Annotated in this window: 15 protein-coding genes; 6 read left to right on the top strand and 9 right to left on the bottom strand. The window is 49.9% G+C overall.

Annotation, left to right across the window (positions count from 1 at the left end):
• The first annotated feature begins 56 nt into the window (after positions 1-56).
• The 6 genes from ACFQRK_RS10690 to ACFQRK_RS10665 all read left to right on the top strand — a co-directional run bounded on the left by ACFQRK_RS10690 (position 57) and on the right by ACFQRK_RS10665 (position 10,878).
• Entirely contained in the window at positions 57-2,264 is a 2,208-nt protein-coding gene (locus ACFQRK_RS10690) for a hypothetical protein (protein WP_379006395.1), read from the top strand.
• 400 nt (positions 2,265-2,664) lie between these two features.
• Positions 2,665-3,237: an RNA polymerase sigma-70 factor gene (locus tag ACFQRK_RS10685; RefSeq protein WP_379006394.1), complete on the top strand. Its 573-nt coding sequence runs from the start codon at positions 2,665-2,667 to the stop codon at positions 3,235-3,237.
• A gap of 95 nt (positions 3,238-3,332) precedes the next feature.
• Positions 3,333-4,493, top strand: coding sequence for a FecR family protein (locus tag ACFQRK_RS10680; protein ID WP_379006391.1), 1,161 nt, complete (start codon positions 3,333-3,335; stop codon positions 4,491-4,493).
• A gap of 140 nt (positions 4,494-4,633) precedes the next feature.
• The gene (locus ACFQRK_RS10675; protein ID WP_379006389.1) at positions 4,634-8,032 is read left to right on the top strand and encodes a TonB-dependent receptor; all 3,399 of its coding nucleotides are present in this window, start codon (positions 4,634-4,636) and stop codon (positions 8,030-8,032) included.
• Between the two features lie 12 nt (positions 8,033-8,044).
• A complete protein-coding gene (locus tag ACFQRK_RS10670) occupies positions 8,045-9,883 on the top strand; it encodes a RagB/SusD family nutrient uptake outer membrane protein (RefSeq protein ID WP_379006387.1) in 1,839 nt (612 codons plus the stop codon).
• Positions 9,884-9,924: 41 nt separating this feature from the next.
• Positions 9,925-10,878 carry a discoidin domain-containing protein gene (locus ACFQRK_RS10665; protein WP_379006385.1) on the top strand — a complete coding sequence of 318 codons (954 nt, stop codon included), beginning with the start codon at positions 9,925-9,927 and terminating at the stop codon, positions 10,876-10,878.
• An 80-nt stretch (positions 10,879-10,958) separates the two neighbouring features.
• On the opposite strand, the gene ACFQRK_RS10660 is transcribed toward ACFQRK_RS10665, so the two are convergent.
• From ACFQRK_RS10660 to ACFQRK_RS10620, 9 genes are all read right to left on the bottom strand, one after another.
• Positions 10,959-12,041 carry a Gfo/Idh/MocA family oxidoreductase gene (locus ACFQRK_RS10660; RefSeq protein WP_379006382.1) on the bottom strand — a complete coding sequence of 361 codons (1,083 nt, stop codon included), beginning with the start codon at positions 12,039-12,041 and terminating at the stop codon, positions 10,959-10,961.
• An 8-nt stretch (positions 12,042-12,049) separates the two neighbouring features.
• Positions 12,050-13,306 carry an MFS transporter gene (locus tag ACFQRK_RS10655; RefSeq protein WP_379006379.1) on the bottom strand — a complete coding sequence of 419 codons (1,257 nt, stop codon included), beginning with the start codon at positions 13,304-13,306 and terminating at the stop codon, positions 12,050-12,052.
• Between the two features lie 11 nt (positions 13,307-13,317).
• On the bottom strand, positions 13,318-15,987 hold the full coding sequence (locus tag ACFQRK_RS10650; protein ID WP_379006376.1) for a PQQ-dependent sugar dehydrogenase: 2,670 nt from the start codon (positions 15,985-15,987) through the stop codon (positions 13,318-13,320).
• 72 nt (positions 15,988-16,059) lie between these two features.
• Positions 16,060-17,061, bottom strand: coding sequence for a Gfo/Idh/MocA family protein (locus ACFQRK_RS10645; protein WP_379006374.1), 1,002 nt, complete (start codon positions 17,059-17,061; stop codon positions 16,060-16,062).
• Between the two features lie 16 nt (positions 17,062-17,077).
• Positions 17,078-18,745 carry a RagB/SusD family nutrient uptake outer membrane protein gene (locus ACFQRK_RS10640; protein ID WP_379006372.1) on the bottom strand — a complete coding sequence of 556 codons (1,668 nt, stop codon included), beginning with the start codon at positions 18,743-18,745 and terminating at the stop codon, positions 17,078-17,080.
• 70 nt (positions 18,746-18,815) lie between these two features.
• A complete protein-coding gene (locus ACFQRK_RS10635; RefSeq protein ID WP_379006369.1) occupies positions 18,816-22,196 on the bottom strand; it encodes a TonB-dependent receptor in 3,381 nt (1,126 codons plus the stop codon).
• 106 nt (positions 22,197-22,302) lie between these two features.
• Complete coding sequence (locus ACFQRK_RS10630; RefSeq protein WP_379006367.1) at positions 22,303-23,433, bottom strand: FecR family protein; 1,131 nt, start codon at positions 23,431-23,433, stop codon at positions 22,303-22,305.
• A 34-nt stretch (positions 23,434-23,467) separates the two neighbouring features.
• Positions 23,468-24,070 carry an RNA polymerase sigma factor gene (locus tag ACFQRK_RS10625; RefSeq protein ID WP_379006365.1) on the bottom strand — a complete coding sequence of 201 codons (603 nt, stop codon included), beginning with the start codon at positions 24,068-24,070 and terminating at the stop codon, positions 23,468-23,470.
• Entirely contained in the window at positions 24,067-25,500 is a 1,434-nt protein-coding gene (locus tag ACFQRK_RS10620; protein ID WP_379006363.1) for an ADP-ribosylglycohydrolase family protein, read from the bottom strand. Before ACFQRK_RS10620 ends, ACFQRK_RS10625 begins: the two co-directional genes overlap by 4 nt.
• Between the last annotated feature and the right edge of the window lie 210 nt (positions 25,501-25,710).

The following is a 25,710-nucleotide window of genomic DNA, read 5'->3' as shown; positions in this document are numbered from 1 at the left end:
GATAACGCTAGCACAAAATTCTTAGCCATTTGTTTACCGAAATATTATAAGGATAAATGAGAAAAATAACCCTCCTATCGCTTGGCCTGCTGGCCGTTACCTCATGCAATTCTCAAAAGCATTCCATTGATGGAAAAACGTCAAAACCACGGCAAAAAACCAGTTTCCAGACCTCCCAACATTGGAAACCGGTTACCGATACACGGGCAGACATTGCCATGGTTTACGGTGTCGGCGGCAATCCGTCCGATAAACACAAGGGAAAATCGTTCGAAGAACGCGTACAATCCTGGCGTGAGCGTGGATATACCACTCATTTCATGACGGGCATTGCGTGGGGAGAGTACCAGGATTACTTCACCGGCGAGTGGGATGGCAAATGGCACCTGGATGAAGGGCAGGTTGAGCGAAGCGGTGATACCATCTGGCACGGCCACATGGTTCCCTACATTGTGCCAACCGCCAATTACTTGAAATACATTAAGGAGAAGCATGTAAAACGGGTTATCGATGCCGGCATTGACGCCATCTATATGGAAGAGCCCGAATTCTGGGCCCGTGCGGGATACAGCGAAGCGTTTAAACGCGAGTGGCAAGCTTACTACGGTTTCCCTTGGCGCCCGCAGCACGAATCGCCTGAAAACACCTACTTGTCCAACAAGCTGAAATACCAACTGTATTACAATGCGCTGAAGGATGTTTTTACCTACGCCAAAGCCTATGGGAAAAGCAAGGGCATGAACATACGCTGTTATGTGCCTACGCACTCGCTCGTGAACTATTCCCAATGGCAGATCGTGAGCCCCGAGGCAAGCTTGGCTTCTTTGGATGTGGTAGATGGTTATATCGCACAGGTGTGGACCGGAACTTCCCGTGAACCGAATTATTTCAATGGGAAGAAAAAGGAGCGTGTATTCGAAACCGCTTTTCTCGAATACGGCTCCATGGAATCCATGACGGCACCTACGGGGCGGAAAATGTTTTTTCTCACCGATCCAATTGAAGATTGGCCCCGCGATTGGGTGGACTACAAAAACAACTATGAGGCCACCTTTACCGCGCAGTTGTTGTATCCCAATATCGCCGACTATGAGGTCATGCCGTGGCCTGACCGTATCTATGAAGGATTATACCGGGTCAGTAAGGATAGTGAGGAAAGGGCCAAGATACCGCGTCACTACTCCACCCAGATGCAAGTCATGATCAACACACTCAACCACATGCCGTTGTCCAAAAACACGGTGTCTGGCAGTCAGGGCATCAGCGTACTGATGGCCAACTCGCTCATGTTCCAGCGGTTCCCGACGCACGACGGATACGAGGATCCGCAATTGTCAAACTTCTATGGCCATGCGCTACCATTTCTAAAACGCGGCGTCCCTGTGAAAACGGTACACCTGGAAAACCTATCGTATAAAGAAACCCTAAAGGACACTAAAGTGTTGTTGATGACGTACGCGAATATGAAACCGATGTCGCCTGACGGTCATCGTTATCTGGCAGAATGGATAAAAAAGGGTGGCATTCTGGTGTACAGTGGGCGTGATGAGGATCCTTACCAAACGGTCTCCGAATGGTGGAACACTAACGGAAATACCTATCAGCGGCCGTCGGATCACCTGTTCGAACAGCTGGGGATACCGGTCGGTGCCGATGCGGGCGAATATTCATATGGAAGGGGGATTGTTCACATCCTCCGAAACGACCCAAAAGAATATGTATTGAAGGAAGGTGGCGATGAGCAATTCATTCAGGTTGTCAACGATTTGTATAAGCGAAAGTCATCTACCCCCCTTACTTTCAAAAATCAGCTATACCTGGAACGAGGGCCTTACGACATCGTTGCCGTGTTGGATGAAAACGAGAATGCAGCCGCTTTTACGGTTAACGGCCCGGTAATCGACCTGTACGATCCCGAATTGCCCGTACATAACCGGAAAGTAATCCAACCGGGACGACAGGCTTTACTGTACAACCTTGGCCGCGTGGATGCGCCTTCCAAGCCCCAGGTACTGGCCTCCGCTTCCCGGATCTATGATGAAGAATTTACGACAAATAGCTATGCGTTTACCTGCCGCAGTCCGCTGCATACCACGAATGTAATGCGCGTGCTATTGCCCGCCGAACCACAACAATTCACAGTAACTGATCCCGAGGGACGGGCGGTCGGTGATGTAAAAACCTCCTGGGATGCTTCATCCAACACTTGCTTTCTCCAGTTCGAAAATCATCCGGATGGGATACGCGTCAAGCTGGACTGGTGACGGGATCAACCAAAAAAGAGGCTGCCTTCAAAATTGGCGGCCTCTTTTTGGTTGCAAGCGGGTTGTAACCGCCGTTAAATCTCCTTCACTTCCCAACCTCTGCGGTATTCCCATTGACGAAACGGCTCACCTCTTGGCTGAGTAAGTTTCCTTTTTAGTTTCTGTATTCAGGGTTTAATTCATATTTTTTCTGTGGCTTCAAAACAATCGTTTGCGTAACTTACGCAAACGATTGTTTTGATTCAGTCCTTTGATTTATGCAATTAGTATCCGTAACTTGTCATAGAAGATAGCGCACGTGCAAAAGCACGCGCTGGCGATAATATACTGCCATAAAACCAATTTATACAAAAAGTTAGATTAACGAAGACGGAGGTCCTTTTTTTAAAGAAAGCTGCGCATGGATCACAAACCGCAACAAAACACCAGTCTGTTGAAATCGGTTGAAACATTATTCAAACGGTATTATCCGCGTCTCTGCGATTTCGCTTTGCGCTTTATGCGGGACGAAGACATGGCGGAAGACATTGTACAGGATGTGTTTGTCAGGATATGCGAACACGGACAGCTACCAACAACTGATCAGGCGATCAAAAGCTTCTTATATACGTCCGTAAAAAATGCCTGCCTGAATAAGTTACGCCATTTGGAAGTAATTCACAATTTCACTAAGGCAAAACATCCCGTAGCGACTCAACAAGACAGTTTACTAGAGCTCATCATTCATTCGGAAGTGTTAGCCGCGTTATTCGAAGCACTGGAAGCTTTACCTGCCGGCTGCTCGCTCATTCTTCGTAAAGGGTACCTCGAAGGATTGAAAAATCATGAAATCGCTGCCGAACTCGGTATCTCCATCAATACAGTAAAAAGCCAAAAGCAGCGTGCAATTGGCTTATTAAGAGAGCGATTGACTCCCCAGATGGCCAGCGTAATTTTACCTTCGTTATTATTGTTCGAAAAAATATCTTGCTGATTCACTGACAACTAGAAAAAAGTATTCGATTACCTTCCATCCACTTTTGCCGTTTGCGTTTCTTAGGAATTATACATCCCTCGATTGAGACATAAATGGACAAAAACCCATACGATATTGCCGACCTTATCATCCGATACCTTCAGGGTAAGCTAACTCCCGAGGAGGAACAAGATGTAAACCGTTTGATCAGCGAAGACCAAGTATTGCGAAAACTGCTGGACCAATATCGTAATACAACCGAGGTGAAGCAACGCCTGGCCTTTCTAGGCAAACTGGATAAAGAGAAGGCCTGGAAAGACGTTATCAAAAAAACAGGGCATGTCGCCCCGAAAACTAAACGGATCTGGATACCCTATGCGGCGGCCATTGCGCTGATCGCTGCGATGCTAATATGGTGGCGACCTACTGCACAAAACGAGCGCGTGGTGAATGACCCATCGTACGGTTATGCAAATGATGTACTGCCCGGAACAGCGCAAGCCGAACTCATTCTTTCCGACGGCAAACGGATGAAACTGGGTGAAACCCGCATCGGCGTCAATGAGCATGACGGCACACAACTCGTAAGTGAACAAGGGGAGTTGCGGTATACGCCAACTGAGGCAAAAAACACCGAACATCCCTTAGTGAACACGCTTAAAGTTCCAGAAGCAGGGACCTATCGGATTAGGTTACCGGATGGTAGTACGGTTTGGCTCAACGCACTATCAGAATTGGAATTTCCGGTGAGATTTTCAGAAAGTGAGCGAACGGTGTATCTGAAAGGGGAAGCTTTTTTTGAAGTCGCCCACAATCCGGCACAGCCGTTTAATGTCATAACAGATGGGGGTGAGGTAAATGTATTGGGAACGGCCTTCAACGTCGATGCCTATGCCACAGATGCCACTACTACTGCACTCGTGTCAGGCAAGGTCATCGTAAAAGCTAAATCCGGCAAGAAAGCGATACTACACCCGCGCCAACAAGCAGTCGCCAACGAACATGCCATCTCCGTTCAGGTAGCAGATGTCGAGAAAATAACGGCGTGGAAGAACGGCTATTTCCACTTCCGCCACGATGGACTGGAAGATATCATGCATCAAATATCCCGTTGGTATGGTGTAAAAGTCTCTTATCGCAGCAAGATACCAAAGGAGAACTATGGAGGAACCGTGAGTCGGCAAGCCACTCTTGCCGAAGTGCTGGAAATGCTGAAAGACATAAGCGGATTATCTTTTGAGATCGACGGGATGACGGTATTTGTTACAAATTAAACAGAATCAAAAAATTAACGCCTATGCAGAAACCATGACTAAAAAGACCGGAAGGGCACCACCACTTCCGGCCGTACTGGCAACGCTGCCAGCGTGAATTGAATAACTAGCAAAATTATCCATTCAACAGGAGTAAAATTATGAAAAACTATTCTAACGGCAATGTATGCCTCCGCATACATTCTGCCGTTACATCATTAGCTCGTGTGATGAAACTAACGTGCATCCTACTGATTTTGTTCTCGACGGGTGTATCCGCCATAGGGAACGCGCAACAAGTGACCTTGAGCATCAGCAATAAACCCCTGAGATTCGTACTTGAAGAGGTCAGCAAACAAACAAATTACCATTTCCTTTACCGAGAATCGCTGCTTGAACACGCACCGTCGCTTTCGCTGTCGTTGCGCGGCGAACCGATTACGGGAGCGCTCGAAAAAATATTCGAGGCGAGCGGACTCCGCTACCGTGTGCGAAGTAATACGGTAACTATACTTGGCAAAGAAACAAAGCAAACCGTTATGCAAGCTCCCGAGGGACATGCAGATATCGAGGTGCGGGGTACGGTGCGAGACTCATCGGGGAATACGTTGCAAGGAGTGACCATAAATGTGAAGAATAACCAAGGAAACGGAACCACAACCGATGTAAATGGTCGCTACATCCTAACTGTACCGGCTGATGCCACCCTTGTGTTTACATATATCGGGTTCCTCACGCAAGAAGTGGCTGTAAACGGAAGAGAAGTGGTCGACATTGTCCTAGCGAATGATGTTACCGGACTGGAAGAGGTTGTTGTCGTTGGTTTCGGTACACAAAAGAAACAAAGTGTCGTCGGCGCACAGTCTACCCTAAAACCTGAACAGCTGAAATCACCTGTCCGGGATTTAACCACCGCCATTGCCGGTCGGCTTGCTGGCGTAGTCGCCACCCAACGAGGTGGAGGCCCTGGGGCTGACGGCGCTTCACTGTTTATCCGGGGTGTCGGAACTTTTTCCAGTAGCCCTCAAGGGCCTTTGCTTGTTGTCGATGGTGTTCCCGATAGAGGCATCAATAACATTGATCCAGAAGATATTGAAAGCTTTACGGTACTTAAAGATGCAACGGCCACCGCTGTTTACGGAACCCGGGGCGCGAACGGCGTGATCTTGATCAACACCAAAAAAGGAAAGGCCGGCAAGCCTCAGATCAATGCTGAATTGAACCAGGCGACCAGCCGCTTTACTTTTTTACCTGAGTTTATTGATGGTCCTACGTTTATGACGTTGTTCAATGAAGGTTTGGAAATGCGTGGACGCAACCCACTGTACTCGGCCGAACGGATTGCACAGCATGCCAGCGGTGAAGATCCCGATCTGTACCCAAATGTCAATTGGTATGACGTCCTGTTCAACAAATACGGGCGAAACAATCGCGCTACGCTTAATGTAAACGGGGGGTCAGAGAGCGCTACTTACTATATTTCGGCGGGATATTTTGGCGAAGTGGGGCAATTCAAACGGGATAATGTGCAGTCCTATAATTCGTCGTTGCGGCTTGATCGTTTCAATTTCACGAGTAATGTGGACGTCAACATTACAAGAACCACTAAACTAGCGTTGGGCGTAAATGGCTTTATCACCAATCTGAATCGTCCCGCCTATGGTGTAAACGATATTTTCGCCTTGGCGACGGCTTCAGCACCTCACATTATTCCGCCAAAGTATTCAAACGGAGAATGGCCGCAATTGGCAGGCACCCTGCAAAGCCCCTATATGGCGTTAACACAGTCGGGCGTAGTAAATGCTTACGACAATACGGTGCGCTCAAACATACGAATTACACAGGAGCTGGATATGTTGGTTGATGGCCTCAGTGCGACCGCGATGTTTGCCTTTGACGTGAATATCTATAATAACCTCACGCGTAGCCGCACACTGCAAACCTATTGGGCTACCGGGAGGGATACAAACGGACAGTTAATTACCGAAATTACGACTCCGGGAACCAATGCGCTGAATTTTGGGCTTTCTCGATATGGCGACCGGCGGTATTATACCGAGTCGGCGGTGAACTACGGTAACCGATTTGGTATTCACGACATTTCCGCTATGCTATTGTTCAACCAGTCGGACTACAGCGATGCCACAAGCGATGTGAATACGTATACCGCAGCCATTCCCTATCGACAACGAAACGTTGTGGGGCGCGCAACCTATGGCTTTAACGACAAATATTTTGCGGAAGCCAATTTTTCTTATTCAGGTTCTGACAATTTCGTGCCAAGTGAGCGATACGGATTTTTTCCATCGTTTGGCGTGGGTTGGGTAGTATCCAATGAAAAATTCTTCGAGCCAATCGGCAAAATAATCCCCCACTTCAAACTGCGCTATACTTATGGGTTATCCGGCAATGCTGCCGTAGACGACCAAAACCTTCGCTTTCTCTATTTAACCACCATAGGTGACGGAGGTGGATATACCTTCGGCGTACCCGGATCCACCCGGTCATTCATCGGGTACAACGAATCCCGTATCGGGGGCAATGTCCGGTGGGAAACATCTTACCGGCAAAATTTGGGAGTAGAGCTCAATTTCCTGGACAACGATCTACAATTGATCGTAGAACTGTTCAAAGAAAATCGTAAAGGAATACTGTTACCCAACTACGTCATTCCCTATGTCTCCGGCTTCACTACCGGAAACATCCCTTATAACAATATAGGCGAAACCAATAACAAGGGTGTGGATATTACGTTGGATTACAACAAAAACTGGACGAGCAAGAATTTTTTTTCCTTCCGGGGAACGTTTAATTACAATAAAAATTTAGCCGTATTTGACGGTTTACCTCCGTGGAGATATCCCTATCTGGATCGCATCGGGAAACCTATCAGCCAGCGGTTTGGATATATTGCAACAGGTTTATTCCAATCTCAGGATGAAATTGAAAATGCAGCGGTACAATCGGGCGATGTGCGAGTCGGCGATATCCGCTACAAGGATCTGAACGGAGATGGTATCATCAATAGCAACGACCAAACAGCCATCGGATACGGACACGTGCCACGCATTGTATATGGGTTGAGTTTTGGCGGAGGGGTCGCCGGCTTTGATCTTAGCCTGTTTTTTCAGGGGGTCGGTCTTGTAGACTTTGACTATGCCAGTGGATACGCTACCACGCCTTTCTCCTCGGGCGCAACCTACGGAAACATGTACAAACAGGTACTTGACCGATGGACACCGGATAATCCAAACCCGCGGCCGTTTTACCCCCGGTTGTCTACCAACCAGGATCAAACCACAAATTATTATACCAGTACCTGGTGGATTCAACGAGCGGATTACCTCCGCCTGAAACAAGCAGAGATGGGATATACCTTTATGGACAAGCCGTTCCTGAAACGATTGGCCATCCAACGGCTGCGGCTTTACCTCAATGGCACGAACTTATTCACGCTGTCTCCCTGGAAATTTTGGGATCCGGAATTGGGTGACGGCAGAGGCGCGGTGTACCCCAATATCACCGCATATAATTTTGGTGTGCGTATCAATTTCCAATAAAAGCCTGTTAAGATGAGAAACTATTCAAGCATAAAGAGAACGATGTCTGTAGGCCTATTGATAACCTCATTGCTTGTGCCGATGAGTTGTAAAAAGGGCTATTTTGACACACAGCCTGACAATATCGTAACGATAGATGAAATCTTTAAGAACCGAGGCCAAACGGAACGGTGGTGGGCCGGACTGTACACCAACATACCCGATATCTGGGACCAGCCTTATAATTTCTTTTACAGCATCATTACCGATGAAATGGACGCAAGCAACTGGACGAATCCAGGAATGAACACGGGTGCAATCAATGCAGACGGCACCCCCTCCAATTTTGCATCGTTATATGAACGCATCAGGCTGGCTACCATCTTCCTCGAACGGATCGATGATAATGAAGAGATCAAAAATCTGGCCAACGGCGCGGAAATTATCAGACACTATAAAGGAGAAGCGCGTTTCCTAAGGGCCTACTATCATTGGCTGATGATGAAACAGCTAGGGCCCGTGGTCATAGCACCTACTGTTTCTGCTGCGCCGGAGGACAATTTACAAATTCCACGGAGCTCCTGGGATGAATGTGTGGATTTCGTATTAACGGAAATTGCTTTAGCGAAGCAGGATCTACCCATTGATCATTTTCTAGAAGGTACCGCACAGGTCGACGGAACCCAGGTAGGCCGGATCAACCAAATTATTGCTACCGCTGTGGAGTCGCAAATTCTGCTTTACCATGCCAGTCCATTATTCAATGGCAACACGGAATTGGGTGATTTCCGGAATTTGGATGGCAAGCAACTGTTCAACCAAACCTACGACGCAAGCCGTTGGGCAAGAGCGGCAACTGCCGCAAAGACTGCTATCGATCTTGCTGAAGCGAACGGCAAAGAGCTGTTCAAGGTAGCAAATGACGATCCGATCAGAGCTGGTTTTTTGTCGAGCCGGAATCTTTTTTGGGACGGATGGGAGATCGAGGGAATCTGGCTGAGGCCTTCAACCAATAACTATCAATGGGAAATTCACGCCTCGCCGCGCTCGACGCAAGGTACGGCCTATAACGGATTGGCCGTTGTACAGCAACTGGTAGACGAGTTTCGCATGGCTGACGGCTCACAAATTGATGAGAATGCCTCATACAACGAAAACACTTATGTTTCGGAGTCCACTCCCTATTACGTGGCAGGCACGAATCAAATGTATGCAAACCGCGAGCCCCGCTTCTATGCGTATGTAACCTTCAATGGAGCCGTAAACCCCGCCGCCGCGAAAACAGGAGAATCAAATTCCCGTGTGGAATTTTTCAATACGGGTACTTCGGGAAAGGGCGGTTCTCCCCGCGACTGGCCTAAAACCGGATATACGGCAAGGAAAAACATCCATCCTACGTTTAGTGTAAATCCAGGCGTGAATGTCGAGAGACCCGCTATGCTGATCCGCCTTGCAGAATTGTACCTAAATTATGCAGAAGCGTTGAACGAAGCCGATCCGGGAAATCCCGATGTGTTGACCTATCTTAATGCTATCCGGATGCGAGCAGGGCTACCGGAGTTGGCCGCAGGACTTAGTCAAGCGCAACTTCGGGAAGAAATACGTTTGGAACGAAGGATAGAACTCTGCTTTGAAGGCCATCGCTATTTTGATGTACGCCGATGGAAGATTCCAAACCTGCCTGGATCTAACCAAGGTGGCGTGTTTTATGGAATGAATATGGATGCAGGCACTTCGCTTTCCGATCCCGCTTACCACACGCGCGTTCAAGCGTTCAGCCGTACCCCCTGGCAGCGTCGGTACTACTTCATGCCATACGGACAAAACGAAATGGATCGGAATAAACAATTGGTTCAATTCCCAGGCTACTAGTCGTGGAAAAATATAGAACAGTATTTTACAAGTAAATGGATATGAAACGTTATATCTTAATGGCTTTGACCGCCCTTACGCTGGTTGTTGTAAGTTGCGAAGACTCAATACCACCATATAAAAGGCTGACTGACGACAAACAAGGTGCGATGGTATTTATTGCCAAAGCCCATTCCGGCATCCAGAATCTGTCAATTTTCCCCTACGAGGAAGAACGGTCATTCCGGTTTAATGTGGGCTTCGGAGCACTGGGCATACCCGCATCGGATATCCACATATCCCTTGCGGAAGACACGCACGTATTCGATAGCCTGAATACAATCCGCGAGCTGAACGGAGAGGAACCCTATGTTTCTTTTCCTATGGACGCTTATCACATCGATAAATTGAACGTAGTGGTCCCTGCGGGGGAGGTCTCCTCAGATTTCTTAACCGTCACCTATTATCCTGCGGAATTTGACGACACAAAAGACCACCTGCTGGCTCTCAGCATCAGGGACGCTTCGGGCTATGCGATAAATCCTTCGGCAAAGACGCTCCTGATCGTTGCCCCTAAGCTTGAAGAACGCCAAGCATCCACGAAGGGATGGGTAGCCTCTTCCTCCTCCGAACAGTTGAGCGGCGAAAACACGGGACTTGCCTCCGCTGTATTGGATGGCGATCTGAATACCATCTGGCATTCACAATACAATCCAGAAAGACCGGATTATCCACATTGGATTAGTATCGACATGATAAATCCGGTCTATACGACAAAGATCGCCCTAGCACCCCGACAGAATAATCCGAACGGTTTTACAAAATTTAAGTTGGAAGGAAGTACGAATGGTACGACTTGGTTTGTTTTGGCTGACGAACTTGATTTCGATCCCGCCAACCTGGCCTATCAAGAATATCACATCGAACCACAATCGCTTAAAAACATCAGATTGACGATGTTGGAAGGCCGACAGGACGTGACCTTTTTAGCCGAATTCGCGGTGTTTACTTATTGACCTGTCTTACTTGCTTACAAAGTCAGAGAAGGCTGCCGGGATAGGCAGCTTTCTCTAGAATAAAGAGTGCTATCACCAGATTAATCAAAGTAAACCGACTTCCCCGTCTTAACCGATTCATCACACGCCAGCGCAATCTGCAGGCTGCTAATTGCATGCGCCGTTACTTCGGTCAGATCCAAATCTTCCTGAATTGCCCTTAGAAAAAAACGCTGCTCACGGTTGCACAATTCCTGATGATCCGGTTCATCCGTCAGGTCAATCCATTCGTCTGGCTTCACAAATGCATTGCGATCATCCAGGTCGGCAAGGTGCAGCCGCAGTGACTCCGTTTTCGTATGGGCCGATACATTGTCTGAGTTGCCCACTCCTCCTGCATCTTTGGCTACGATAGAAAGTGATCCCTTCGGTCCGAAGACATCTTTTACAAAAAATGCTGTTTCGCTTACCATCGGTCCCCATCCCGCCTCGTACCACCCGACTGAACCGTCTTCAAAGCGGATCTGCAGCTGTCCGTAGTTGTAGTTATCTGCCGGAATGTCGTCGGTAAGCCGCGCACCGATGGCGTTCACCTGAACCGGCTTGCTTCCCGTCATCTGACACATGACATCGATATAGTGCACCCCGCAATCCACGATGGGGCTGAGGCTTTTCATCAGGTTGCGATGCACATCCCACATCCGGCCATGGCTCTGCTGATTCAGGTTCATCCGCATCACCAACGGCTTTCCCAGCCCGCCGCTCAATTCAACAAACCGTTGCCAGGAAGGATGGTACCGCAGGATATAGCCTATCACCAGCTTCCTGCCTAGCCGTTCGGCCGTAGCAGCAACGCGCCTTGCTCCCTCCAGGGTGTCGGCAAGCGGTTTCTCCGTAAAGACGTGGCAACCGTGCTCCATGGCCTGAATCGCATATTCTTCATGTGTATCCGGATACGTTGATATACAGACCGCATCCGGACGGGTTTCTGCCAATGCCGTTGCAAAATCATCAAACAAGGCATAGGCGCCCCCCAGCTGTTCATTGAGCCGGTCCTTACTGGAACCCCGGGCAACCAGTCCGCAGATTTCAAATTCATCGATTCCGTGGTAGGCCGCAGCGTGGGAAGCGCCCATGTTACCGCAGCCGACTACCAATACACGCACCTTTTTTGTATGTTCCATTTTCATTGTCATCTTATGTTATTTGTATCTTCTATTGCCGCATCCCCGAGCTTCACTATGCTTTCGGATCCGCTGGAGGGTCGGTCCCGAAACGTCACCAAAAACACCACGAGTACCACTGCGGCAATGCCTGCCGGAATCAACCAGACCCCCTGCCAATCGAACTGCATGGCTGCATCTGCGGGCAATGCAAACCATTCGGTGATCAGTCCCGAAACATACGAACCGATCAGCATGCCCACGCCGTATGTCGCGAAGGTAATCAACCCTTGCGCTGCACTGCGGATACGTTCGCCCGCGGCACGGTCGACATAAATCTGCCCCGTCACAAAAAAGAAATCGTAGCATACGCCATGCAGCAGGATGCCCACGTATAGCATGCTGATCCGGCTATCGGCGTCGCCGTAGGCAAACAGTAGGTAACGGATAATCCACGCAACGATCCCTGCGACCAACATAGCTTTGATTCCGAATCGTTTAAACGCAAACGGTATCACCAGCAGAAACAAGAATTCCGAAAGCTGGCCCAATGTCATCTTTCCGGCGGCATTCACGATACCGACATCGTTCAGGAAGGGATTTGCAAAGCTATAGTAAAAAGATAAGGGAATGCAGATCGCGAGTGACGAAAGAAAGAAGACCAAAAAGGATCGCTGCCTGAACAATACCAACGCCTCTTTCCCCAGTACAGCGCCCAAGCTGGTATTTCCGGTTCGTTCGGGCGGCGTATCCGGAAGCGTAAAACTTACCAAACCCAATGCAGCGGATGACCCGGCAGCCATGTAGAATAAGGAAGCACTGTTTTCAATACCTAGGTACCCCAATAGCAGTCCCGCAACGATCCAACCGACCGTACCAAACACCCGGATAAACGGAAACTCCTTCCCTCCGTCCTTAAGTTGCCTGAACGTAACGGAATTCATCAGGGCCATTGTAGGTGCATACAGCAACGTATACAGCAGCAGCAGCCACCAGAACGGCCCATAATCGTCTATACGTGCCAATAACACCAATACACCCGCCCCCAGCAAGTGCAGCACACCCAGCACCCGCTGGGCCGCGAAATAACGATCGGCGATCAATCCCACAAAGACCGGCGACAGCGCCGCGGCAAGGGAAAAGTTGGCATAGGCCGACCCGACCTGCACAGCGCTCGCGCCGAACCGATCGAAAAGATAGGTTCCCAGCGTAACGTACCAAGCGCCCCACGTGAAAAATTCCAGAAACATGGCCAGCGAAAGCCGGACCCGCAGCGATATCGGCATAACCTTCCCCCTTACCGGTTATAGAATTTCAGCCAATCCATACTGAACAGGGCCTTATCTGCCGCTTCGCCGTTTACGAATACGAAATAAAGGTCGTGCACACCCTGGGTTTCATCGACCGGTGCCATTAATTCCTTCCAGCCTGCTTCGGCACCGCTGAAATTACCGGATGGTATCTCCAGGCGGGAAACCAGCGGCCCACCGATGCTGTCCAAATGTACTTCAATGGTCCCGCCTACCCCACTAGCTTGCGCACGGTAGCCGATGCGACGCACATGCGTCAGGTCTATTTGCTTGAAAGCGATGTAACTCCCGTTCTGTATACCGTACACATACGACATAAAAGCGGTAGTAACCGTCGCGATCCGTACGTTGCCTGAATCGAAATCCTCCGCCTGAATCGTCGGATTGCGTAGCAGGATGTGGTCGTGTCCATTCAACGGCGGAATTCCGTTGGCACCCCGGTCGGTATAACGGGCACTAAGCAGATACACGCCATTCGGGTCGTCGCTGCGGTGGGCATCCAGCGCGAGACGTCCTTCCGGCGGTAGTTTCTGCCCTTGCTGTCCAAGCGACAGGATATAGCGCACCATTTCCTGTGCGTCTGTTTCCGCCAGTTCAGGATGTGGGGACATTGCCCGTTCACCCCAGTTACCGCTACCGCCCTTGATAATTTTATCTGCAAGCAGCGCCTCAACACCCGGTTTCCCTGCATAGCGCGCAGCCACAGCCTGGTAGGTTGGGCCTACCGACTCTTTGTCAATGGAATGGCAGGACTTGCAATCCAAACTGGCTATCAGCTGCTGCCCTTTCAAGTGACGCAGGCTATTCGGATTCTGTCCGCCGCTCAACACCAATGCTGCATCCTTACCGTTAGGTATGTAACCAAATGCCAGCGCCACATCTTCCACCTGCACTTGGTCTTCGTTGTCGTTTGCTTCCACCTTGTAATCCAGTGCACCACCATCCCAGTAAAAGCTACGGTTGGCTGAGGTACGGATATGCACCTCGGGCGGCGTGTTCCCCACGTAAATACGGGTTGATGCAGTCCCCTCACCGCCATGCCCATCGGTCACGGTAAGTACCGCCTCGTACGTGCCGGGTTTATCAAACGTATGAGATATGGTCTCATCCGCATAGTCTTTGCCTTCAATGCGCCAGCTGAAAGATAGTTTGTCTCCATCGTCATGATCGCTTGAGTTACCACCTGATAAGGATACCGTCAGCGGTGCTGCGCCGTATTGTTTATCCACCGCGATCGAAGCAATCGGCTTGCGGTTGCCCTCCGCATATTCAATCCGAATCAGGCGGGCGTTGGTATTCTTGGAGAACCAGTTCGTACCATACTCGAGCATGTAAATAGCGCCATCCGGTGCAAACTGCATATCCACAGGTGCATCGAATTTCCAATGATCCAGAAACGGCTCCATCTCCTTGAAGTTCCCCGCCTCATCGAAGCTCACGGCCATGATCCATCCCCGTATCCACTCGTAGATAAAAAGTTTTCCGTCGTAGTATTCGGAGAGCTTGTAGGGTGCATTTTTAAAATGCTTACTGCGGTAAACCGGGCCCGCCATGGCACTCGCCCCGCCATTACCTACCAGTGGAAAATATTTCGAGTTCGTCTTGCCATACCAGATCATTGCCGGTTGGGCTGGCGGTAGCTCCTTCAGACCGGTGTTGTTGGGTGATTCATTCAGCGGCTTCACGGGATCTTTTCCGGGACCCAGTTCGCCCGTTGCGTAATCGTATTTCCCAAAGACTTCGTTGTTACCCAAAAAATAAGGCCATCCATAAAAACCCGGCTCGCGCACCTGGTTGATCTCGTCAAAGCTCATCAGCTCTCCATCCGAAGCTTTCAACTTCGTATCTGGACCGACATCCCCGAAATAGAGGTAACCTGTTTCCGCATCGATGCTATAGCGGTACGGATTCCGCATGCCCATCGCGTAGATCTCGGGGCGTGTGTTCGCGGTACCTTCTGGGAACAGATTTCCTTTCGGTATCGCATACCCTCCTTCGGGCAATGGCTTGATTCGCAGGATTTTCCCCCGCAGGTCGTTCGTGTTGGCCGCGGTCGCCTGATCGTCAGCAAGCTCTCTTCCCGGACGCTCATCCACCGGTGTATATCCCTCTGTTTCCTCGGCGTTGGTATTATCGCCTGTGGACAGATAGAGATTGCCATTCCGGTCAAACCTGAGGTACCCCGCAGAATGGCAGCAATAAATACGCTGGGTAGGGATTTCAAGAATGACCGTTTCCGTCGACCGCAGCAGGCTATCGTTGCGGAACTCCATCCGTGACAACCTGCTTACCGCCTTCTCGCCCGCCACCGCATAATAAAAATACAGCCAATGGTTCTTCTCGTAATCCGGGTCGGCAACCACGCCAAGCAGCCCATCCTCGATGCCGCTGAACACCTCGAAGTTTGCCACAGCACGGAGTTCCTTCGTTGCATCCTTATACAGTCGTACTCCGCCCTTTCGCTCCACGAACAGCACATCGTTACCCGGAAGAATGACCATTTCCATCGGCTCATCCAGCCCCTCGGCCAATATGGTACGTGTATAACGGCTACTGTCGGGTTTCACCGTCGGATCGCTGCTGCCGGCATGGTTACAGGATGCCAGTAGACCTGATAAAGCGATTCCCAAACAAAAGGAAATCAATGATTGGTTCATTTATTCTTGCTTTTAATTGTCAGATGGAGTCCTGATGCTAATTCACCTGGGTTCACATCTCATTGGTAACTACTATAAAGATCTTAAGGCAACGGGCCGTCCTTGGTTCCTACGGCTTTCGTCGGCCGCATGCATGAACGCAAAAAGCTCCAACGTCTCTGCTGCGCTGACCGGCGGCACCTTACTATCAAAGAATTGAATGATCTGACCGACCAATTGCTGATAAGCAGCTTCCGAAAAAGGCCCCAATGCCGCCGTCCCCTTTTCGCCGAATGCCGTGCCGGCTATTCCGACAGGCCATTTCCGTACACCACGAACGGTGCCCATCCGCCCGTCCTCCCAGGTACCCACAATGATATCGGTATCCTGCTGGTACAGACGGGTTACGGACACGCAGCCCCGGCCCAGGACCGCATATAGCATTTCGAGCCCATGGAGGGCGTACCACGCCATATCCAAATGGCTGGGCTCGATCTCTGCGGGCGTAAATACATCGGCTCCCGTTACGCGGCCGATGCTACCTGAGACTACCTTTTGCACGTTTTCATCAAAACGAAGAGACGAGGAAGAAAAGAAAGGAGTTTTGTATTTTTCCGATGCGGCGACAATCGCCTTTGCTCCCTCCAGCGTTGCGGAAAGGGGTTTATCAATAAAGACAGGCTTGCCTGCTTTCAGTACCGGCAGTGCTTGTTCGAGGTGGGGAACTCCGTCAATCGTTTCCAGCAATACCACATCGCACGCGTCCAGCAATTCGTCCATGCTGTTTACAAGCAGCGCCCCGTGCTTTTGCACCGCCGCGGCCATCTGTGGCCTGAGGTTAAGAATATCGCGGTTCGTCGCAGGATGGTAGGCCGCGACCACTTGGTAACCACGCATTTCCGCTCCGCCTGTATTAATCATCCTTGTAAATACTTCGCTGTGCGATGTATCCAAACCGATCACGCCTATGCGCTTTCCCCTTGCCACCGCCAAAGGACGCGCTTGCAGCAACGAGTGGTGCAATACCCCCGCTCCTGCAATCGCTACTGACGCCGCTTTTACAAACGCCCGCCGGTTATATGTCTTTACTTCCATTTTTCTAAGCTACGCATTAATAATTAGCATGTTGGGTTAGTTTGCCATTGGAACGATCGATTTCGATCTGCGGAATGGGGAATGGCCAACTGTTGGCACTGGCATCCCGTCCTTTATCCGCAAAACCATAGGCTTTATAAAATGCCTGCATGGTGGTGGCGTAATCACCCCAGCGGATTAAATCGTATAAACGCAGCCCTTCCAATGCCAATTCCGCCCGGCGTTCGCGTTTAATAGCCGCCAATAAGTCGTCCGAGGCTTTTACGGCATATGCCGATTGGAAAAGACTCTCGTTGATGGGTTTCAGGTCGGCGGCGAATTTCCGGAAAACAGCCGGTGCATCCGTTTTCGACGTCGTGACGAAAGCCCGCCGCCTTACTTCATTAATCCGCTCAACGACCTCTGTAGCACTGCCGTTGCTTTTCAACGATGCTTCTGCATAAATGAGCAGCACCTCTGCATAGCGCAACCAGTAGGGCTGCCAATTGCTGCGCAAGAGATCGTTGTTTTCGCGATATTGCTGCGGAACGAATGCCTTGCGGCTGTGCTGCAGGTTGTAATCGTTAAAATACCCCTGATAGTTATGGACTTCCTGGCCTCCGGAAGAGGTGCGGAAGATGTCGTTGTGACTGATGATGGTGAACAACTTGCGCGGATCGGTCGGATCGTATGAAGCAGCCAGGTCTCGTGTGGGTGTATTTCCCCCATATCCGCCTACGTTATTCCGACCGACATTCATGATGGCAAATGCGTCCCCGCCTAGGCCGAACGCCGGATTATAATCCCGCAAAACCCCAAAGATGTTTTCGCTAGAGAAAGGTCCGATCTCGTAATCACCCCGGTAGAGATCCTGAAAATCGGGCAGGAGCGATAATCCGCCGTTCTTGACCACTTCCTCCGCGGCTGTGCGGGCAATCACATACTCTGCAGTGGCATCACCATCCAAAATGCCCTGTTCCATTAAGCCCGCGAAAAACAAGGCCGCCCGCGCCTTCAAGGCAAAGGCAGCATCTTTCGAAGCCCGCCCCGCTTCTGATGCAGCGAGCTGCTTCAACCGCGGAAAATTAGACTCGTTGATTGCTGCGTCCAGGTCGCTGTATAGCTGTTCCCGAAGTTCCGCAATGTGCGCTTTTTCCTTGCGTGTGGCGGTTTCTTCCACGGTGGTTACCAAAGGAACTTCCTTGAATACGGTGATGAGGTCGAAATAATACCAGGCGCGCAAAAAACGTATTTCAGCCAGATACCGTGCGACCGTCTCCTGAGGTATGGCTACTCCACCCGATACGAGATTGCCACCCTCCCGGGTAATGGCATCCAGCGCGATGTTGCATTTACCAATGCCGTTGAACCGGTTTGACCAACATTCGAGCAGGAGCGGATTGGATGTCAACGGACGTCCCCTACCCACTTCGGTAGTCTGCGGCCGGTCGCCCGGATCCGACCCGCCGGCATCTGCATTGTCCACGACTTCGTCCCCAAGCGCTACCTTGTTAACGGAGTATCCCCATCCGTCCAACATGGGCTGATAGCAGCTGGTCACTAGTTTGATACCCGCATCGTTTGTCTTAAAAAAATCTTCTTCATTCAACACACCATAGGGTTGTCTGTCGAGAAAATCGCCACTGCATCCTGAAATTACCAGTATAAGCGTGGCTATGCCCAAAATATATCGTTTCTTATTCATCGGAATAATAATTTTAAAGGGTTGATGGAACCTGACAGGACAGTTTCATGTCAATATCTTTATACATGAACTAAAAGCTCGCATTAATTCCAAACATAAATGACTTTGCCTGCGGATAGTATCCTTGGTCGACGCCCATACTTAACGGCGACCCGCTTCCGATTTCCGGATCCAGCCCGGAATATTTGGTAAACGTCAACAAGTTATAACCGCCTGCCCAAATACGGATGTTTTGCAGTTTGATGGCCTCCATCATCGTCTTGGGAAAGGTGTAGCCGACTTGCAGGCTCTTCATACGCAGGTACGATCCGTCTTCAACCAACCAATCGGAAACCTGTAGGTTGTTCGTATTCGTCGCATTGATGGCAAATTGTGTATTGCTAGGATTGGTAGGCGACCACGCCTCGTCCATGAGCTCCTTGGGTGCATTGTACCAACCCACACCTGATTTCATATCTATTTTGGCGATATTCATGATATCATTGCCCAATGTCCCCTGCATCACCAATTGAAGATCGAAGTTTTTATAATCAAGTCCCAGCCGCAATCCATACGTCAGATCCGGGAAGGGATCGCCAATATTTGTGCGGTCGTTGTTGTTGATGGCTCCGTCGTTATTGGTATCCACAAACCGCAGGTCGCCTGGCCTGGCGCCTGTTTGGATGTAATCATCCACCTCTTGCTGTGACTGGAAGATGCCGTCTGTCTTAAATCCATAGAAATAGCCGATGGGCATCCCCTCCTCCGTCCGGGTCGTCGTATAGTTGATCCACCCCCCGCCGGCGATAGGTTCCCCACCTCCCAAGCTGAGCACCTTATTCTGGAATGTCGAGGCGTTCACACCGATGGAATACCCCAATTCTCCGGCTTTATCCTGATAGGACAGATCAAACTCGATTCCTCGATTGCGTACACCTCCGGCATTGCTCCAGGGATTGTTGGGGAAGCCCAGGTAAAGAGGCAGCGGTACATTGAGCAACATGCCGTCGGTAGTTTTCTGATAAGCGTCCACCACTACATTCAACTTCCGGTTAAGGAAGCCAAGTTCCAAACCTAAATCTAGCTGCTCGGTGGTTTCCCATTGGACCAGTGAGTTGCCCAGATAGTTACTTCCGCCGCCCAGTTGGGGAACACGGGGTCCAAAAAGATAGTAACCCATATTACCCGAATAGGTAGTCAAGTAAGCCCCCCGACTAATATTTTGATTGCCGATCTGGCCCCAGCTGGCGCGGAGTTTGCCCGTATTAAGCCAATCCCACCCATCAAGGAACGATTCGTCCTTGAAATTCCATCCTACAGAAACCGACGGGAATGCGCCCCATCGCTGTCCATCTCCGAAATTCGATGACCCATCATACCGGAAGTTGGCCGTAATCATATAACGATCCTTGAACGAATAAAACACCCGGCCGAAATAGGAATTGAGGGCCATTTCCCATTTGGAACCGGACGCACCCGGGTTGATGCTGGCAGCGTCGATGATCCACTGGCTCGGGTCGTTGGACACCAATCCCTGTTTAGACGCCCCGGTGGATTCGCTTTTCCACTCTTCCGCAGAGGTCCCTGCCAACAAGGTGAAATAATGTTCATCCAGTCTTTTCTCGTAGGACAACGTATTTTCCCACACCCAATAATCCGTCTTTGAATGGCTTTTGCTTACCGTTGCATCCGTATTAAACTGCTCGCCATCCAGGTAATAAGCGGGTGTAAAACCATCCGATACACCCCTAGCCATGTCGATACCGAAATTGCTTCTGAATTTCAACCCTTTATACAAATCAATATCCAAAGCGCCTCCCCCTTTGATGGCATTTCCCCGCCATTTGTTGTTTTCGTAGATGGCGGTCTGCGACACGGGATTTTGCTTATTGGTCAGCAAAATGGGCGAATAAAACGACCAAGGATTATTCTGGTCAATGCGGTCCAGGAAAAAGGCATCTTGTAAAAAGCCCGGGATATTGGTCAGATTGGTCCGATACACCGGTGAAATCGGGTCTGCAGCAAATGCGATAAATGCGGTATTGAAACCTGGGCTTCCCTCCAGTACATTCCCCCGGGTTTCATTGATCAGGCCAAAATTGCCCGAAAGCCGCAACCATTCGCGGATGTTATGGTTGAAATTGCTGCGCCAGGATAAACGGTCATAGTCCGATCCTTTGATGATCCCTTGCTGATCCATGTATTGCAGACTGGTCCGATAAGCCAAGTCCTTCATTCCTCCGGATATTGAAACCCCATGGTTTTGAACGACCGCATTCCGATTATTGATTTCTTTCCACCAATTGGTTCCTTCCTCGCTGCCAAAATTCGTCCGCAGAAAATTCAACACCTCCGATTTCTCGCCATCCGTGAAAAACGGATCCAAGCCGGCATTTATATTCGCCAGGTTTTTATACTCCATAAATTCGGCAGCATTCATCATATCGTAGGTCTTTACCGGGTTTTGAAAACCCACATGCGTGTCGTAAGTGACCAAACTATGAGGCTCATTACCAGACATCGCCCCTTTAGCGGTAGTGACCATGATGACGCCATTGGCTGCCCTGGCACCATAAATAGCGGTCGCCGAAGCATCCTTCAATACTTCCATTGACGTAATGTCGTTGGGGTTAAGCCAGCCGATATCGGATTGAGGCAGTCCGTCAACCACGTACAAGGGATTGTTGTCATTAACGGTACCGATACCCCGAATCCGGACCGCGGGCGGCGTACCGGGGCTTCCCCCGGTTGACGTAATTAGTACCCCGGCTACTTGTCCCTGCAACGCTTCCGTCGCATTCCGCACGGGCATATTCTTGAGATCCTCTCCTTTTATTTGGCTAACCGCGCCGGTAAGATCCCGTTTCCGTTGCACCCCATATCCAACCACCACGACTTCCTCCAAATTGGAAGACAACATCGCCAGCACCACCCGGATATTACCGGTACCTACCGCTACCTCGTACGACTCATATCCTACCATGCTAAAGACCAAGACATCGCTAGCCTGTGCCTCGAGGGTGAACCGGCCATCTTGCCCAGTAATCGTGCCTCGGGCCTGTCCCTTGATCGCTACGGAAACTCCAGCGATAGGTGTGCCTGCCGAATCGACCACCGAGCCTGAAACAGGCTGCTGTGTGGACGTTTGTCTCTCGGGTGTGCCCTCCGCTTTAACCGACGGCTTTTCCTGTACAACGATCGTGTTATTCTCGATTTTGTAGGTCAACGGTTGATCCTTAAAAACCGCTGCCAGCGCTTCCGCCAGTGGCGCCTGCCTGACGTTAATCGTTACGCGATTTGCTCGTTTAATCTGGGCATCACGATACACAAAGTCGACATCACTTTGTCGGCGGATTTCGTCGAAGATATCCACCAAAAGCCCATTCCTGACATTTAAGGTAACGCGTTGGGCCATGGCGGCGGCGTTCACCTGAATACAGGTCAGCAACATGAAAAATGTCAATAATCTCATTTTGTTCTTAATTTGGTTATTAAAAAGTGTTCCATTGGAGGTTGGTTAGCGTGTAGTCATGCTCCACGTAAATAAGTCGGTATCATCCTGCTTCCATTTCATCTTATTAAGGGTTAACGATAACTGTCCTATTTTCTATGGCGAAGGTGACGCCTCCGGTAAGCTCCAGTACGCGTAATACATCTGTGATGTCTTTTTTTCTTGCTATTTTCCCGCCGAATGCTTCGGTTGGTATGGAGCCGCGATACTGGATATCAATGTCGTACCAACGCGACAGTTGCTGCATAATTTCCTGAATGGAGGAACCGTCAAAAACGAAATCGCCATTTTTCCATCCGACGGCGGATGCCAGATTGGCAACCGATGTCCGAGTGTGCTGTGCGGTTGTAACGGCCTGAAAACCCGGTTCCAATACCCAAGTTCCGTCAGACCGTCCGTTGCGCCCGGGATGTAAGTCGGCAACCCGTACCCTGCCCTGTACGAGCGTAGTAACCGTTTGCGACGATTCTTCGTAGGCAGACACATTGAACCCGGTGCCCAGCACGGTTACCTCCTGCCGTCGCGTTTTCACCCTAAACACCGCTTTTTCCGTCCCACGGCTCTGCCTGCTGCTCACATCGAAATACGCCTCGCCATTTAGCGTGACGACGCGTTCATCACTGCCGGGCTGCCACTCAAATTCCAGGGTTGTTGCTGCATTCAACCAGACGTTGGTACCGTCAGGAAGGACAATCCGGTATTGCCCTCCCCTTGGGGTTGCTATTGCCAAACGCTGCCGGTCTGTCTGTTCCAAGGATTTGATCGAAGAGCCATCGAGGTAAGCGATCTGCGCGCCGATCACGACGCCTTCCTTGTCTTCATCCAGATTGATCGCTGTCCCATCCGCCAATGTAAGCATGGCACGGTTCCCTCCCGGCTGGATAACCGGGTTTTCGGTTAACACCATCGTCTTCTCCGGGTGCAGAGATGCCTTTTGCCGATAGAAATAAACCCCAGTGGCCAACACCAATAACGTTGCTGCCGCCGCTACAACCCGTGGTAGGATCACTGTGCGACGCTTGCGGATGGACTTCCAGACATTGTCCTTCAGCTGCTCCTCATCAACCGCGGTTCTATTCCACTGCTTTTCATCGCTCAGCAGCTCATGATACCATGATTCAACCAGGTGTCGCTCCTCGGGCGTACAACGTCCGTCGAGATACCGTCTTAATAACTGTTCCGCACGCTTCTTATCCATAAATCTTCGCCGGCTCGCTGCCGTGCATTTTCTATTAAGACAAGATGAGTGCTACCTTGTGTAAGACGAAAAGAAAAAAAAGAAGAAAAATATGCAGCTTGAGCCTGAGTTGCCGAATGGCATTGCTGATTTGCTTCTTGACTGTATTCTGGGAAATATGAAGCCGATCGGCTATTTCATGATAGGATAGGCTTTGCTTCCGGCTTAATTCAAACACCGCACGCATTTTTTCCGGCAACCGGCCCAGCTCTTCGTCGATCCGTTGTGCCATTTGTTTTTCGCGGATCGCATAATCTGCCGGAAGTTCGAGCTGCTTCGAAAAATGCGCTAATGAAGCTAAATACCTATCTTTCACCTTGCTTCTCAGCAATAGGTTCAGAATGCGATTGCGCACCAGCGCGTGGAGATACGCGGAAAGCGAAACAGCGGGTTCTATGGCGTTTGCCTTTTCCCAAAGCGTGGTAAAGGTATCCTGTAATACATCCCTGATTTCGTCTTCATCTTGCAGCAAGCGACGTGCCTGTTGGAATAATACCGACCAATAGCGATCATACAATACGGCAAAAGCAACCTCATCGCCTTTTTTAAGACGTTCCATCAACGTTTGGTCGTTCAATGTCGCGTTGCGATTACTCATTTCGGGCTGTCATATATCAAGCAGTCGACCGCATGCAGTTCGTATTGCGGATGAGGAGATAAAATTTTTATTTCTACCCGGTGCCTTTTTTTAGGCAACTGGTATCGCCAAAATAGTTCAGTTCTGCTGTTTATCGGATTACTGGGGAAGTTTGCCTGCTCGACTTCTTCTCCGTCGATATAAAGCGCCGCGCGTATGAGATGCTCTTCAGCGCCGGCCACTTTCTTTTGTACGTATCCCCGGATAACGAAGCCAATTCCTTCTATGTCAAAAGCCATGTCATCTGAAAATGTCTTTTTCAATGGCAGATATTCCCTTGGATGATGTCCGGCAAAATTTTCTTCAAAAGCGACCGTCCACGCTTTTGAATCCGGGATTCGAACGCCCGTACCAACGGTATCTCCGCCGTGGTGCTGGATATTGGCCAGTGCATGTTGATAGCTCATTTCATACACCTTGTCCAAAGAAAGGTCCGTATATCCGAAATTCCGATGTTCCGCTTGTTGGAGTGGCTTCAGCCAATATTCAGGTATACTGCCATATCCCTTCAATACGCCCAATACGCCTGCAGCGGTGGCGGGATTACAATCCGAATCCTGCCCCAGTCGTGTTGCGATTTCAAGTGTACGGGTAAAATCGCCGTTCCCATACAGCAGCCCTGTAACCACATAGGCGGCATTTAATTTGGCGTCGATGTTCAACGGATGAAATACACCATGGGGACATCCTACATCCTCGGCCCATTTTTTCTGTACCTGGAACCAAGTTTGTTTCCAGTCGTCCGGATACTGCTTATGCCACTTAATTACGTCCGAAATGCACTGATGAAATTTGCTTTCTTCGGGAATCGCACGGAGCGCCTCGGTTATGACAAAGGAGATATCCTCATGAACAAATGCCAAGGCATATAAATTCGCCACATAGACTCCGCCATATAAACCGTCGCCCGAATTGACGATTCTGCCCACTTTATCCGTAATGGCTGTAGCAACGCCCGCCATACCCGGACTCATCAACCCCGCGAAATCTGCTTCTATCTGAAAATCGATATCGTCCGCATGCGGATTGTTCAGCCAATGGCCGGCTTCTATGGCAGGGACTCCCTGTTGTAAATTATATCTACCTGCTTGGTTAGCGTGCCATAACTCATACGCTTTCCCGGCGAAAGCCTTGCCAAATTCATCCAATGGCGCATCCATTCCGAACTTCTCGAAGACTTCTACGAAGGTCAGGTCTACATACACATCATCATATAGGCCTGGGAACGTGGTCATGGCCTCGTTTACGTAATCGGCATGCCAGGGTATGGTTTCATAGTCTTGTATGTACGTGCCCAGATACTTGAATTCAGAAGGCCAACCGAACGTCACTCCGATCGTCTGACCGGCCCAGCCTCCCTTGATTTTATCGAGCAGCACAGACTTTTCCATGCGATGATTCCGTATTGATATCGAATCTGACGCGACACAGTTCTGCGTTGAATACATGGACACTCCCATGATCCATAGGCAAAGCCAGCGTTTTACATAGCTAGGATTTGTTCGAAACAGTTTATTGAATTTCATTACCATATGACACAAAAGTAAGCGATTGCAATTCATAATCAGGGTGCGGGTTCTGGATTTCAAGTGTATAGCAAT

The organism is Parapedobacter sp. GCM10030251, assembly GCF_042666505.1.
GTDB lineage: Bacteria > Bacteroidota > Bacteroidia > Sphingobacteriales > Sphingobacteriaceae > Parapedobacter.
Note: the sequence above shows the minus strand (reverse complement) of the source record. Positions and strands in the feature narration are given on the sequence as shown.

What these genes read in the sequence shown, in the direction of transcription:
- ACFQRK_RS10690 (WP_379006395.1), top strand. Translation starts at nt 57, where the DNA reads ATGAGAAAAATAACCCTCCTATCGCTTGGCCTGCTGGCCGTTACCTCA.
- ACFQRK_RS10685 (WP_379006394.1), top strand. Translation starts at nt 2,665, where the DNA reads ATGGATCACAAACCGCAACAAAACACCAGTCTGTTGAAATCGGTTGAA.
- ACFQRK_RS10680 (WP_379006391.1), top strand. Translation starts at nt 3,333, where the DNA reads ATGGACAAAAACCCATACGATATTGCCGACCTTATCATCCGATACCTT.
- ACFQRK_RS10675 (WP_379006389.1), top strand. Translation starts at nt 4,634, where the DNA reads ATGAAAAACTATTCTAACGGCAATGTATGCCTCCGCATACATTCTGCC.
- ACFQRK_RS10670 (WP_379006387.1), top strand. Translation starts at nt 8,045, where the DNA reads ATGAGAAACTATTCAAGCATAAAGAGAACGATGTCTGTAGGCCTATTG.
- ACFQRK_RS10665 (WP_379006385.1), top strand. Translation starts at nt 9,925, where the DNA reads ATGAAACGTTATATCTTAATGGCTTTGACCGCCCTTACGCTGGTTGTT.
- ACFQRK_RS10660 (WP_379006382.1), bottom strand. Translation starts at nt 12,041, where the DNA reads ATGGAACATACAAAAAAGGTGCGTGTATTGGTAGTCGGCTGCGGTAAC.
- ACFQRK_RS10655 (WP_379006379.1), bottom strand. Translation starts at nt 13,306, where the DNA reads ATGCCGATATCGCTGCGGGTCCGGCTTTCGCTGGCCATGTTTCTGGAA.
- ACFQRK_RS10650 (WP_379006376.1), bottom strand. Translation starts at nt 15,987, where the DNA reads ATGAACCAATCATTGATTTCCTTTTGTTTGGGAATCGCTTTATCAGGT.
- ACFQRK_RS10645 (WP_379006374.1), bottom strand. Translation starts at nt 17,061, where the DNA reads ATGGAAGTAAAGACATATAACCGGCGGGCGTTTGTAAAAGCGGCGTCA.
- ACFQRK_RS10640 (WP_379006372.1), bottom strand. Translation starts at nt 18,745, where the DNA reads ATGAATAAGAAACGATATATTTTGGGCATAGCCACGCTTATACTGGTA.
- ACFQRK_RS10635 (WP_379006369.1), bottom strand. Translation starts at nt 22,196, where the DNA reads ATGAGATTATTGACATTTTTCATGTTGCTGACCTGTATTCAGGTGAAC.
- ACFQRK_RS10630 (WP_379006367.1), bottom strand. Translation starts at nt 23,433, where the DNA reads ATGGATAAGAAGCGTGCGGAACAGTTATTAAGACGGTATCTCGACGGA.
- ACFQRK_RS10625 (WP_379006365.1), bottom strand. Translation starts at nt 24,070, where the DNA reads ATGAGTAATCGCAACGCGACATTGAACGACCAAACGTTGATGGAACGT.
- ACFQRK_RS10620 (WP_379006363.1), bottom strand. Translation starts at nt 25,500, where the DNA reads ATGGAAAAGTCTGTGCTGCTCGATAAAATCAAGGGAGGCTGGGCCGGT.